The sequence below is a fragment of the Priestia sp. YIM B13489 genome (genome assembly GCF_042787645.1).
GTDB lineage: Bacteria > Bacillota > Bacilli > Bacillales > Bacillaceae_H > Priestia > Priestia megaterium.
Genome location: NZ_JBHZOQ010000053.1, coordinates 4,218,036 through 4,231,663, shown reverse-complemented (window position 1 = coordinate 4,231,663; position 13,628 = coordinate 4,218,036). Strand labels below are relative to the sequence as shown.

The 13,628-nt window shown below is 33.2% G+C and carries 14 protein-coding genes; all 14 read left to right on the top strand.

Features of this window, described 5'->3' with window-relative positions:
* Positions 1-754: 754 nt before the first annotated feature.
* The 14 genes from galU (at position 755) to ACFX4W_RS27625 (ending at position 13,600) form a co-directional block, all read left to right on the top strand.
* Positions 755-1,648 (top strand): UTP--glucose-1-phosphate uridylyltransferase GalU, encoded by an 894-nt coding sequence (gene galU / locus ACFX4W_RS27690; protein WP_377560391.1) that lies wholly within the window; start codon positions 755-757, stop codon positions 1,646-1,648.
* 56 nt (positions 1,649-1,704) lie between these two features.
* Positions 1,705-2,358, top strand: a complete 654-nt coding sequence (locus tag ACFX4W_RS27685) for a sugar transferase (RefSeq protein ID WP_377560566.1) — start codon at positions 1,705-1,707, stop codon at positions 2,356-2,358.
* Positions 2,359-2,382: 24 nt separating this feature from the next.
* Positions 2,383-3,324 (top strand): GDP-L-fucose synthase, encoded by a 942-nt coding sequence (gene fcl, locus ACFX4W_RS27680; protein ID WP_336099437.1) that lies wholly within the window; start codon positions 2,383-2,385, stop codon positions 3,322-3,324.
* Between the two features lie 59 nt (positions 3,325-3,383).
* Positions 3,384-4,463: a GDP-mannose 4,6-dehydratase gene (gene gmd / locus ACFX4W_RS27675; protein WP_377560389.1), complete on the top strand. Its 1,080-nt coding sequence runs from the start codon at positions 3,384-3,386 to the stop codon at positions 4,461-4,463.
* A gap of 232 nt (positions 4,464-4,695) precedes the next feature.
* Positions 4,696-5,952, top strand: coding sequence for a glycosyltransferase family 4 protein (locus tag ACFX4W_RS27670; protein WP_342839333.1), 1,257 nt, complete (start codon positions 4,696-4,698; stop codon positions 5,950-5,952).
* 96 nt (positions 5,953-6,048) lie between these two features.
* Positions 6,049-6,519, top strand: coding sequence for a PssD/Cps14F family polysaccharide biosynthesis glycosyltransferase (pssD, locus tag ACFX4W_RS27665; RefSeq protein ID WP_328171258.1), 471 nt, complete (start codon positions 6,049-6,051; stop codon positions 6,517-6,519).
* Positions 6,516-7,001, top strand: a complete 486-nt coding sequence (gene pssE, locus ACFX4W_RS27660; RefSeq protein WP_342839335.1) for a PssE/Cps14G family polysaccharide biosynthesis glycosyltransferase — start codon at positions 6,516-6,518, stop codon at positions 6,999-7,001. Before pssD ends, pssE begins: the two co-directional genes overlap by 4 nt.
* Positions 7,002-7,028: 27 nt before the next feature.
* Positions 7,029-7,916 (top strand): glycosyltransferase family 2 protein, encoded by an 888-nt coding sequence (locus ACFX4W_RS27655; RefSeq protein WP_377560388.1) that lies wholly within the window; start codon positions 7,029-7,031, stop codon positions 7,914-7,916.
* Positions 7,917-7,918: 2 nt separating this feature from the next.
* Positions 7,919-9,034 carry a glycosyltransferase gene (locus ACFX4W_RS27650; protein ID WP_377560385.1) on the top strand — a complete coding sequence of 372 codons (1,116 nt, stop codon included), beginning with the start codon at positions 7,919-7,921 and terminating at the stop codon, positions 9,032-9,034.
* 48 nt (positions 9,035-9,082) lie between these two features.
* Entirely contained in the window at positions 9,083-10,387 is a 1,305-nt protein-coding gene (locus tag ACFX4W_RS27645) for an O-antigen ligase family protein (RefSeq protein ID WP_377560383.1), read from the top strand.
* Positions 10,380-11,336, top strand: coding sequence for a GT-D fold domain-containing protein (locus ACFX4W_RS27640; RefSeq protein ID WP_377560382.1), 957 nt, complete (start codon positions 10,380-10,382; stop codon positions 11,334-11,336). Before ACFX4W_RS27645 ends, ACFX4W_RS27640 begins: the two co-directional genes overlap by 8 nt.
* 42 nt (positions 11,337-11,378) lie before the next feature.
* A complete protein-coding gene (locus tag ACFX4W_RS27635) occupies positions 11,379-12,059 on the top strand; it encodes a CatB-related O-acetyltransferase (RefSeq protein ID WP_377560380.1) in 681 nt (226 codons plus the stop codon).
* A 27-nt stretch (positions 12,060-12,086) separates the two neighbouring features.
* Complete coding sequence (locus ACFX4W_RS27630) at positions 12,087-12,764, top strand: LbetaH domain-containing protein (RefSeq protein ID WP_377560379.1); 678 nt, start codon at positions 12,087-12,089, stop codon at positions 12,762-12,764.
* 41 nt (positions 12,765-12,805) lie between these two features.
* The gene (locus ACFX4W_RS27625; protein ID WP_377560376.1) at positions 12,806-13,600 is read left to right on the top strand and encodes a hypothetical protein; all 795 of its coding nucleotides are present in this window, start codon (positions 12,806-12,808) and stop codon (positions 13,598-13,600) included.
* Positions 13,601-13,628 lie beyond the last annotated feature (28 nt).

The following is a 13,628-nucleotide window of genomic DNA, read 5'->3' as shown; positions in this document are numbered from 1 at the left end:
AAAAATTCCTTTTATTTTTAGATTTATCTTCATATCGTAAGAGAAAAGCAGGGAAAATGCAAGAAATATCCTTAAGCACCTTTCTTTGCACACAATACATTAAGATATTTTCATATAGAAATATCTATTATTTTTGCTGCGTATGACAGAAGTTCTAACAACTTACTGAATATAGAAAAAGGTAAGACTATCAACATTTAACGACATAAAAAGGTCTTTTGGAGAGAAAATATTATCTTTTCATTCAAAAACCTTGTTATATCGCAAATTTCGACAAAAAATCTTATCCCTCTTTTCCTTTTTTTGTGATAACATTAATTTTACGATTGTGTCATAAGTTATAGGTCTAATGGACGTAAGTAAAAACATATAGAAATAACTGAGAATAGATAAGATAAATGAACTATAAAATCCTCTTAGATAATGTGTCGAACCCTTAGAAAACTTGTTGAAATTAAAGACAAGTTTTTAATTTTTATTTAATAAAGGATGAATATTCAAAAATAGTCATATAAAGCGTAATATGTATGGTGATGTCTCCTCAGCCACTATCAAAGGAGGCACTCGGCTGCACTGTGGGTAGAAAACTACCTTAGACACGTTTGTTGTCAGGAGTGTGGTGTGAGGTGGGGTTAAATGCCCCTATTAATTTATAAGCACTTACGAATGCGCTGTTGCTGCAGCTTGTTCGTAAGTGCTTACAAAAAATATATATAAATATATATAAATAGGAAGAAACAAGGAGTGAATGACGATGAAAAAAATTAAAAAAGCTATTATTCCAGCTGCTGGACTGGGCACGCGCTTTTTACCCGCAACAAAAGCGATGCCAAAAGAAATGCTTCCAATCGTTGATAAACCAACCATTCAATATATCGTCGAAGAAGCGGTTCAATCAGGTATTGAAGACATCATCATCGTAACTGGAAAAGGAAAACGCGCGATTGAAGATCATTTTGATTATGCTCCAGAGCTTGAAAATAATTTAGTTGAAAAAGAAAAATTCGATATTTTGGAAAAAGTACGTCAATCTTCAAACGTCGATATTCACTATATCCGTCAAAAAGAACCAAAAGGATTAGGTCATGCTGTATGGTGTGCTCGTAACTTTATCGGCGATGAGCCATTTGCCGTGTTGTTAGGCGATGATATTGTCCAAGCAGAAACACCTTGTCTTCGTCAATTAATGAATGAATATGAACAAACTCTTTCGTCCGTAATAGGCGTGCAAACGGTTCCTGACAATCAAACGCATCGCTATGGCATCGTAGATCCGATTTCAAACGACGGCCGCCGTCACCAAGTGAATACATTTGTAGAAAAACCAGCCGCGGGTACAGCTCCTTCGAATCTAGCAATCATGGGGCGCTACGTCTTCACTCCTGAAATTTTTAAATTTTTAGAAGAACAAGAAGTCGGAGCAGGCGGTGAAATTCAATTAACCGATGCTATTCAAAAATTAAACGAAATCCAACGTGTGTTTGCGTATGACTTTGAAGGTAAGCGCTATGATGTAGGAGAGAAGCTAGGGTTCATTCAAACCACAATCGAATTTGCTCTTCAACATGAGGATTTACGAGATAATTTATTAACAATTATGGAATATTTATTAAAAAAAGAAACGAAGAAACCGGTAGAAATAGAGTAGAATAGAAGGAGTGAATTGCGTTGCCATCAATTGCTGAACCTAAAACGGAAACTTCTATTCAACAAACACAAGTTGTACAAAAGAAAGTTCAGCCTAATAATCAAGCCGGGTACCTTTTGGCTAAGAGATGTATAGATATAGCAGGAGCAATCGTTGGATTACTTGTTTTGTTTGTTGTTTTTCTTATTATTGGTCTTTTAATAAAACTCGAAGACCCGAAAGGTTCAATTTTCTTCTCTCAAAAAAGAGTAGGGAAAAATGGTGAAGAATTTAATATGTATAAATTTCGTTCCATGGTTTCGGATGCCGAAGCAAAGTTAGCTGAATTACTTGAACAAAATGAAGCTACGGGCGCGATGTTTAAAATGAAAAATGATCCGCGCGTCACAAAAATAGGACGATTTATCCGAAAAACAAGTATTGACGAACTTCCTCAGTTAATCAACGTCTTGAAAGGCGATATGAGCCTAGTAGGTCCAAGACCGCCGCTTGTAAGAGAAGTAAACGAATATACAGAATATGAAATGCAAAGACTGCTTGTCACTCCTGGATGTACAGGACTATGGCAAGTAAGCGGAAGAAGCAACGTAGGGTTCGAAGAAATGGTCGAATTAGATTTAACATACATAACAACACGCTCCCTAACGGCCGATATTAAAATTATATGCCGAACCATTTTTATGCTGTTTGGCTCGAAGAATGCTTATTAACCCAAAGAAAGCTGGTGTCTTAAAATGAACAAAAATTCGAAAATTTATGTAGCTGGTCACAGAGGGCTTGTCGGTTCAGCTATCGTACGAAAACTGCAAGAAAAAGGCTATAGCAATCTAGTGTATCGCACAAGCGCTGAGCTAGATTTACGAGACAAGCCGCAAGTAGATGCATTTTTTGCTGAAGAAAAGCCAGAATTTGTGTTCTTAGCAGCCGCTAAAGTAGGCGGTATTGTGGCAAACAATGAATATCCAGCGGAATTTATTCACGATAACTTATTGATTCAATCAAATATCATTGATGCAGCGTATCGAAATAATGTAGAAAAACTATTATTCCTAGGAAGTACATGCATTTATCCAAAATTAGCGCCTCAGCCGTTAAAAGAAGAGTACTTACTAACAGGTGCGCTGGAGCCAACAAACGAACCGTATGCAATTGCTAAAATTGCTGGAATCAAAATGTGTGAATCCTATAACCGTCAGTATGGAACAAAGTACATCTCAGCAATGCCAACGAACCTCTATGGTCCAAATGACAATTTTGATCTTCATACATCACATGTGCTTCCTGCACTACTTCGTAAATTCCACGAAGCGAAAGAAAGCAATGCACCGTTCGTTGAAATGTGGGGAACAGGCACACCAAAACGTGAATTTTTATATTCAGATGACCTAGCAGACGCGTGTGTGTTCTTAATGAATACATATGAAGGTAACGAAATTGTAAATATCGGTGTGGGAGAAGATATTACGATTAAAGAGCTTGGCGAAAAAGTAAAAGCAGTTGTTGGCTATGAAGGAGACATTCAATTTGATACGTCAAAACCAGATGGAACGCCTCGTAAACTAGTAGATGTAACAAAATTGAACGGACTTGGGTGGAAAGCAGAAACAGCTTTAGAAGACGGTCTTGAAAAAGCGTATCAATGGTTCTTAGATAACGAACTAGCTGCAGCAAAATAATTAACTACTTTTAATTAAACTAAATACTAAAATAACAGTTGAAATATATGGAGGATACGATGAAAACAGCATTAATTACAGGTGTAACAGGACAAGACGGATCATACTTAGCAGAATTTTTACTAGAAAAAGGCTATGAAGTACATGGACTAATTCGCCGCAGCTCTTCTTATAACCAAGAGCGTTTAGAAGATCTTTTAACAGAAGAAGCAGCAAGTGCATTATTAAACAATTCAAACTTCCACCTTCACTATGGTGACGTAACGGATGCACTAAACGTAACGCGAATTATTGGTGACATTAAGCCAGATGAAATTTACAACCTAGCTGCACAATCACATGTACGCGTGTCTTTTGACATGCCTGGATATACGTTAGATGTTGATGCAAAAGGTACGTTAAACATTCTTGAAGCTGTACGTATTTTAGGACTTACAGATAAAACGCGCGTGTATCAAGCTTCTACATCTGAACTTTACGGAAAAGTTCAAGAAGTACCACAAAAAGAAACAACGCCTTTTTATCCACGCTCTCCATACGGCGTGGCGAAAATTTACGGCTTCTGGATTACAAAGAACTACCGTGAATCTTATGATATGTTCGCCGTAAACGGTATTTTATTTAACCATGAATCAGAGCGCCGCGGTGAAACGTTTGTAACGCGTAAAATTACGCTTGCTGCTTCACGTATCGCACAAGGTAAGCAACAAAAATTAACGCTAGGAAACTTAGATTCTTTACGTGACTGGGGTTACGCAAAAGACTATGTAGAATGCATGTGGTTAATTCTTCAGCATGACAAGCCAGAAGACTTTGTTATTGCAACAGGTGAAATGCATTCAGTACGTGAATTTGTACAGCTTGCATTTAAACACACTGGCATTGAAATTGAGTGGAGCGGTGAAGGGTTAGAAGAAAAAGGAACAAACAAAGCAACGGGTGAAGTTATTGTAGAAATCGATCCTAAATTCTTCCGTCCTGCAGAAGTAGATCAATTATTGGGCGATCCGACTAAAGCAAAGACGCTATTAAACTGGAATCCAACTAAGACTTCATTTGAAGAGCTAGTTCGTATTATGGTTAAAGCGGATATGAAGAAGGTTGAAAGTGAAGAGAAGATTAAGGTGATGTTTGATTGATTTTTCACTTAGAATCAATGATTCATTAAATTTAATATAAGACTGTTAAAAGGAGCCAACTTCTTTCTTTTTCAATGTACGCATTACATAGAAATAGAGAGAAGTGCTCTTTTTAACGTTGTAAAGTATCTTAGCAACAATAATTCATAAATAATATATTAGAGGCTAGTAAAACAAGGTTTTTGTTAAGATAAGTAAGTGTAGCCTCATGCAGATAGGAAAGAGATATTCTATGGTCGAAAAGGTGAAAACTGATAAGAAAAAACTATTAATATACGCGCATTATTATATTCCAGATGTAGCTTCTACAGGTCAAATCTTAAGAGAGCTAGCAGAAGGAATGATCCACGAATTTGATATAACAATAGTCTGTGTAGTTCCATCTTATACAGGAAAAGTTGCGGACGAATATAAAAAGAAAATGTTTTACAAAGAAGAGATTAACGGCGTAAAGGTTATTCGTATCCGTGTACCGGAATTTTCTAAGAGCAATAAACTAAGCAGAGTTAAAAATATTCTTTCCTATTTTATTGGAGCTATGATTGCTACCTTTAAAGTTGGAAAAATGGACTATGTATATTCTATTTCTCAGCCACCTATTTTAGGAGGCGTACTTGGCGTTTGGGGTAAATGGATGAAGCAGGCTAAGTATATTTACAATATCCAAGACTTCAATCCAGAACAGACAATGGCTGTTGGATATAGTAAAAACAAGCTGGTTCTAAAAGCTATGATGATGTTTGATAAGTTCAGTTGTAGACAAGCTGATAAGGTAATTGTAGTTGGGCGCGATATGGTTGAAACATTAAAAGGCAGATTTAAAGGAAGAAAAGTACCTAACCATACATTTATTAATAACTGGATTGATGAGAAAGAAATTTATCCTTTGCCAGCAGATCATGAAAAAGTAGTAGCTTTTAAAGAAAAGTATGGTTTGCAGGATAAGTTTATCATTATGTATTCAGGTAATTTAGGGCTTTATTATGATCTTGAAAACTTGATGAATGTTATAGAAAAGTTTAAAGATAGAAACGATGTAGTTTTTGCTTTTATAGGAGAAGGTACTATTCGAGAGAGCTTAGTTCAATACAAAGAGAAAAATAATCTTCAAAATGTCCGGTTTATTCCTTATCAAGATAAGTCAGATTTAATTTACAGCTTAAACGCGGGTGATGTTCACTGGTGCTTAAATGCTAAAGGAATTAAAGGCGTATCTGTACCTAGTAAGCTGTATGGAATTATTGCTGCTGGAAAACCAATATTAGGTGCTCTAGAGGAAGGATCAGAAGCTAGATTAATTATAGAGGAGACGCAATGTGGATATGTAACTGAACCAGGAAATTATAATGAGGTTGAGAAACTTATTCAGAGATTTCTTGATGAAAAAGATAGTAATAAATTAACTAAAATGAGCGAACGTGGGCGAGAATACTTAGTTGAAAATTTAACTAAAGATGTTTCTATAAATAAATATATCAAAGAAATTTAATTCTCTTAATCAATTCTATTAAGTATATTTATTGAAGTCCACAAACATGATATTTTGAAAAATAATGTATATAACGGGAATAGGAAAGTGATATAAGTGAAACAAAAGAAAAAGAAAGTATGTCTAATATCATCTTCTGGTGGACATTTAGAACAAATTAAACAACTAAAAGAAATAACTGCTCGTTACGATTATTTTTATGTAGTTACCCGGACAAAAGCGACTGAAGCTATGAAGCAGAAAAAATATATCGTTAGTGATTTAATACGTACAAATAAGTTTGTTTCATGTGTAAGAATGGCTAAAATGATGATTGAACAATTTGGAATTTTTTTAAAAGAAAGGCCTGATGTTATTATTACGACTGGAGCAGCAGTTGCTATTCCTATGTGTGTAATAGGAAAAATATTTAAGAGAAAAGTAATTTACATAGAAAGTTTCGCTCGAATTAATACCCCTAATAAGACTGGACAGCTAATTTATAAATTTGCAGATTTATTTATTATACAATGGGAAGAATTAGAAAAACATTATCCTGAGGCTGTTTATGGAGGATCAATCTATTGAAAACACTGGTTACAATTGGCTCCATGGTGGAGAAGAAATTTACAAGGTTATTTCATATCATAGATGAACTTTGTGAGGAAAATGTTTTAGATGGAAGTCAATTAATTGCCCAATCAGGGTTTGATAACTATATTCCTAGACATTTCAAATCTTTTGATATGATTGCAGATGAGGAATTTAAAAAACTTATTGATGAATCAGATTTAATTATTACACATGCAGGAACTGGAACCGTCACGGCATGTTTAAAGAGAAACAAAAAAGTTATTGTGTTTCCAAGGATGGCTAAATATGATGAACACTATGATGACCATCAGCTAGAATTAGCGAATTTATTTATAAAGAATAATTATGTACTATGTGCGGAAAATAAAGAAGAATTAGCAAAATGTATTAAAGAGTTAAATTTATTCACGCCTCAAAAATTTGTTTCTAATAACGGTAAGATTAATAAGCTAGTAATAGACTTTATTGAGAAATAACTAGTAATAGGATTGTGTGGTGAAAAAATGAATAAAAGTATTTCTGTGGCTGTTGTTATGACAGTATTCAATAGAAAAGAACAAACAGAAAAGTGTATTTCTTCTATTTTAAAAGAAATGGATCATATGAATCTAAATATTGACTTCTACGTAACTGATGATGGTAGTAATGACGGAACCCATGATCTTTTTAAACATTATCAGGAGATATATACAAATAACAAGTTCGTTGTATTAAAGGGTTCTGGGAATCTATTTTGGAATAAAGGAATGCATTTAGCATACGGAGAAGCTTTGAAACACTCTTCTTATGACTTCTATTTATGGGTTAATAATGATGTTGAGTTTTTTACAGGATTTCTTTCGGGAATTTTAAAAGATTATAGTAGGGCTAGAGAGAAACAAAATTACGTTATTATTTGTGGTGGCGTTAGGTATAAGGACAAAAATGAGCTAAGTTACGGCGGAGCGATTAACCATAGTGAAACAAATCCATATAACAGAACCTTGCTAACACCAAATGGGGATATTCAAGAGTGTGATTGTGTCAACGGTAATTGCTTATTAATTCCATCTGGGACAGCTACTTTAATAGGCAATATTGATGAGAGGTATGAACATGGATTTGGAGACTTTGATTATGGATATAGATTAGTTCGTGCTGGAGGTAAGCCTTATGTGGCATCAGAATTTGTTGGGAAATGTGATAGGAACAGTATAGTAGGCTCTTGGAAAGATACTTCGTTGCCTATAAACAAAAGGTTTCTTTTGAAAAATAAGCCAACAGGTCAACCTCCCTACAGTCATAAAATCTTTTTGAAGAAATGGTTTCCAAAGCTATGGTTTTATTACTGGATTAAGCCATATATTGGGATTGTTTCTTCTTCATTAACTTATAGAATAAGGAAGAGCTGAAGATGAAAATTGCAATTGTTGTACCCATTGTCGGTAATTTTGGCCGAAAAGGTTTTTATCATTCTCAAGAAATCGGATTAGGAAAAGAAATTGCTAAAAATGGACATGAAGTAATAGTATACAAATGCGTACCATTGAGCTTTAGTACAGGGTTAACAGAAGAAGCTTATGAAGGTATAAAGGTTAAATATATTCCCACTAGATCGATTGGCCCTCATGGTTTATTCAAAACATCAGCTATCGATAAAAACACAGATGTGGTTTTTGCTTTTTCGGATACTCAATTAATAATACCTAGGATGTATCGTTACTGTAAGAAGAATAATATTAAATTTATTCCTTACGTGGGTATAGCTCATAGTTTTCAAAGAAATATAAAGTCAAAAATAATGGATCAAATTTTTAAACTTACCACATTAAAGATATATAAAAAAGTTAAGGTAGTGACTAAGACAGATCATGCTAAGAAAGAACTAATGTCTATGGGAGCACAACAATGTATTGTTGCACCAGTGGGACTAGATTTTTCGTCATTGAAAGCAGATTTTGAAGAATATGACCGAGGGAAATTACGCGAAAAATGGGGCTTTTCTGCAAAAGACGAAATAATATCATTTGTTGCGAGATTGCAGCCAGAAAAACGCCCTCTTGAGCTTATTAATATTTTTAAAGAAATCCAATTACCAAATAAAAAATTATTAGTAGTTGGCGATGGCCCTTTAAAAAAAGAAATGCAGAAAAAAATTCAGAGTTATGGATTAGAAGATAAAGCTGTGATTATTCCACAAGTAAAGTATGAAGAAATGTGGGAAATTCATTATATTGCAGACTATTTTCTAAACCTTAGAGATGATGAGATTTTTGGTATGGCAATTATGGAAGCAATTTATTATAAAAGTTGTGTAATTGCTGTCTCAGCTCCAGGTCCAGATACTATATTGAAAGATATGGATTCTCATTTGATTTGTGACTCTATTTCTAAAATAGGTAACAGCGTAATAAATAAAAGTAAATTAAATCAAGATAGTATTTCAGAGGATCAATTGCGTTTGAAAAAACAATTTAGATGGAGTAATTGTGTAGAAACAATACTTAGTATTAATGAAACGGAGATGTAAATTTAATAGTATTTTTACTTAAAGAGTAGACTAAATGAGGTTAAATTTATGACAGCTATATTTTTTATTGCAAAAATCTTGTTTGCCATGTTCATCGTATTATTTGTAATAGAGTTATCACTAAGAAATAAGTATATAGTTCTATATATGACTATAGTTGCTTTTATAATTACCACATATGAATGGGTAACAAATCAAACTTTAAGATTGTCTTTACAAGTCATTCAATTAGATACTTCTGATCTTTTAACTATATATCTGATTGCCATGGCGTTACTCCTAAATATAAAAAAGAATCAGCGAAACTCATACCCAAAGCTAATTCAATTGAGTCTTTATCTGGCATTTGGAGTATTTTTACTATCAATGTTCAGGGGGTTCTTTCATAATAATTTTGCTTATGTAATAGAAGATATAAGACGATTAATGGAAAGTTTCTTTATACCTATAATATGTTATATGTACATTCCTATTGATTTAGAGGATGCAAAAGTGAGAAAAATAATTGGTGGATTCACTAAATGTATAGTTATTTATTGTACTATTTGTTGGCTTTTAGATCTAGGATTGGGGATTAAAGTAATGCCTCCACAGAGTGATGCTGGATCAACTATGCGAGTGTTAGCACCAGAACAAGTCTTAATTGTAGCAATGATTGCCATTTACAAAATATATCATGATTTAATTAGGGAAAAACGTCACTATATTTCAAATGGAGGATTTGTGCTCATTGCATTAGTAATCTTATTACAACATAGGTCTGTATGGATAGCACTAGCAATAGGGTTAATATACGTCTTGGTTAAGTGCAACCCTATCCGTATAAAAGACATAAATAAGAAGACTATTTCGATAAAATTTCTTTTACAATTGATTTTTCTTTTTCTTTGTATTCCTATATGTTTCTTTCTTTTTAGGAATAGTAATTTATTAACTCAGTTACAAATGGGGCTCGATGGAATAAATGCTGAAAGTGGTAGTACGTTAAACTATAGAGAACAGCTATGGACAGCTCATTTATCAACATTAAATTTAACAGAATGGTTAATTGGAAAACCTTTTGGTAGTGGCTATCTCATTCACCTTACAGGGTATATGCGTGAAATAACACCTCACAGTGCATATATTCAGACTATTATTAGATGCGGTATTGTAGGAGCAGTTTTTGTAGTTATATTTGTATTAATTATAATGAGACAATGTTCTAGGAAGAAATATATATGGGGAACAGCTATGTGCTTAATGTTATTAGTATTCTGGTATCCTTACTCATATAATCTTTATGATTCAATAGGTTTTGCTTTTATTTTAAAAAGCTTCAGGTTAAATAGAGGAGAAATGATAAATGAATAAATTAGAAGGCTTGTATTATCTTTATAAAGGAAAACTAAGAACAAGAATATCGAAAAAAATTGGACAAGAAAAATTCGGAAATAAAATTAAGCGTTATGTGGACAAAGAAATGCTAAGTGCAGAACAAGCAAACCAATACATTTCTGACGCAATACTATCAGGTAAGCCTTTTATGACATGTAGATTTGGATCGACTGAGTTAACTTCATTGAGCTCGTTTTATTTTCAAAAAGAAAACGAATATCAAAAAGCAATGGAACACGTTTGTTTTTATTCAGGTTTTTTCCCCTGTGAAAAAGATTTAGGGCCAAAGTTTATGAATACAATGCTTGAAAGTTCCCGACAGGCAGACATGATGGCGGTATGGTTTGTACAATATGAAGATTATTTTCTTAAAAAGAACTTAAAAAAAGATGCAAAAATAAGCTATTTAATGAATATTGAGCCCTGGAGAGTTAAAAATCCTTGGACTAAATCCTTAAAAGGTAAAAAAGTGTTAGTAATTCATCCATTTGAAGAATCAATTCAATTTCAATATAACAAGCGAGAATTATTATTTTCAAATCCTGATTTTTTACCAGAGTTTGAACTAAAAACACTTAAAGCAATTCAAACTATTGCGGGTGCAAAGGATGCTCGTTTTGAGACATGGTTTGATGCGTTAGAATATATGTATGAAGAAGCAATGAAAATTGATTTCGATATAGCCATTTTAGGATGTGGAGCTTATGGTATGCCTTTAGCAGCAATGCTAAAAAAAGCGGGAAAGCAAGCCATTCATTTAGGAGGCGTTACTCAAATCCTCTTTGGTATTAAAGGTAAGAGATGGGAAGAAACCAACGTTTATAATTATATAAAAGAATTAATGAATGATGAATGGGTGTACCCTTTAGAGAACGAAAAGCCTAAACTTGCAAATAATGTAGAACAAAGCTGTTACTGGAATTGAAAATGTGTTTATAGAAAAGCTTTATCAAAGAGGTAATGTAAAGTGAAAAAAAAAATATTGAGAATAGTAGAAGCGATATTAAGAATTAGATTTGGTGCCCCAAAAAGCTGTCAAATCCGTTTAAATAGTAAAATTAGGAATAGTAGATTAGATGGATATAATGTTATAGATAGATATGCTGATATATCAAATTCTAGAATAGGTTTTGCTAGTGTTATAGGAACTGGAAGTAAAATTGCTTACACGGAAATTGGTAAATATTGTTCCGTTGCATCAAATGTACGAATTATTGTAGGGACTCATCCAAGTGAAACTTTTGTTTCTACTTGCCCAAGCTTTTATTCATTACGAGAAGGCAGAGGGATTGTTTTTACTGAGGAACAAAAATTTGATGAGTTTAATTTTATAGATGTAGAAAAGCAGGTAGCAGTTAAAATTGGAAATGACGTATGGATTGGAACAGGAGTTACTATTTTACAGGGAATAACAGTGGGCGATGGGGCTATTATAGCGGCAGGCGCTGTTGTAACTAAAGATGTTCCTCCTTATGCGATTGTTGGTGGAGTACCAGCAAAGTTAATCAGGATGAGGTTTCAAAGTAAGCAAATAGATTGCTTAGAAAAAGTTAAATGGTGGGACAAAGATATTAAATGGTTAAAAGAAAATAATATGTTATTTTCTGATATTGAAGATTTTTGTAATAAGCTACATATAGAAAAATGAAGATGAATCTTATGAGGTGTTGTTTTATTGAAGTTTACAGAAAAAGTTAATTTAATAATTGGACTTCCAAAGAGCTTAACTTTTAATATAAGAGCCTTCGGATTAAAAAAAGGCATAAAAATGCCTATTCTTTTAGGATATCGTTGTAAGTATAGAGGAATAAGAAAAGGTTGCATTGATGTTAATGAGAGCTATAAGTTTGGTCATGTGAAAATTGGAATTAATTATGGCCCTTTTGATAAAGGTGTAAAAGAGAATACTATAGTTGCTATTGGAGAAGGAGGAAAATTATCTTTTCGTGGCAACTGCAATATTTCCTCTGGAAGTGTTATAAATATTTCAACAGGAACATGTATTTTTGGAAAGCGTTTTGCAGCAAATTCAAAATTCTTATTGAGCTGTGAAAAGGAGATTGTTTTTGGGGATGATATTCTCTTTGGTTGGTCTTGTACAGTAATTGATGGAGATGGTCATTCTATCATCCATATTGAAAATGGGGAAATATTGAATATTCCTCAAAGTATTCAAATTGATAGTCATGTATGGGTTGCTGCCGAATCAACTATATTGAAAGGCGCATATATACCTAAAAATACTGTTATTGGATATGGATCAATTGTCAGTAAAAAATTCAATGTAGATAATTGTATTATTGCAGGAGTACCAGCAAAGGTGGTTGCAGAAAATATAAACTGGATAAGGTAAATGCGCTTTATTTAGAGTATAGAAAGTGTGGATTTTATTGTATGAAAATTTTGATAAATTACGCGGATGGAAAATATAAAAAAACACAAAGTTTTAATACGTGGACTGGGAAACATGTTGCACGCTTTGATAAAGTTTATTCATTCGGTCCGGAGAATATTGATACGGAATTCTATACTAAAAATAAATTAATTTTAGATATAAAACGTGGAAATGGATTATGGCTATGGAAGCCTTACTTTATTTTAAAAGTAATGCAAGAAGCAAATGAAGGAGATGTAGTTTTTTATTGTGATTCTGGAGCTTTTTTTATTAGAAGAATTGATAGTTTAATTTCTAACATCGATAAAGAGAGTGATATCTGGGTTTCAGACGTTCCCCTTTTAGAAAAAAATTTTACTAAATACGATTGCTTTAGACATATGGACTGTTTGGAAGATATTTATAAAAATACAAACCAAATTCAAGGGACTTTTTTTATGGCAATTAACAGTGAAAGGTCTAGAAGTTTTGTAAGGAAGTGGTTAAATTACTGTCAAGATAAAAAAGTTCTATGTTCCGGTGATGTAGGGCAAATAGAAAATAATAAGGAGCTAATTGCACATAGGGAAGATCAATCTATATTAAGCTTATTGTGTAAAAAGGAGAATATACCCGCACATCTTGATCCATCTCAAAGAGGCAAGTATCCTAAATGGTATGAGAACAAAAACTATCCCTATTCACCTGCGTCACATCTGGACTCTTATAAACCAATTTTATATTTACATAAGACTCCAGATGTAAATATAATTAGTTGCTTAAAACAGTACATAAAATGTGTTCTTAAGAAATGAGTATACAAAGTAGAGGGAAGATGAATTA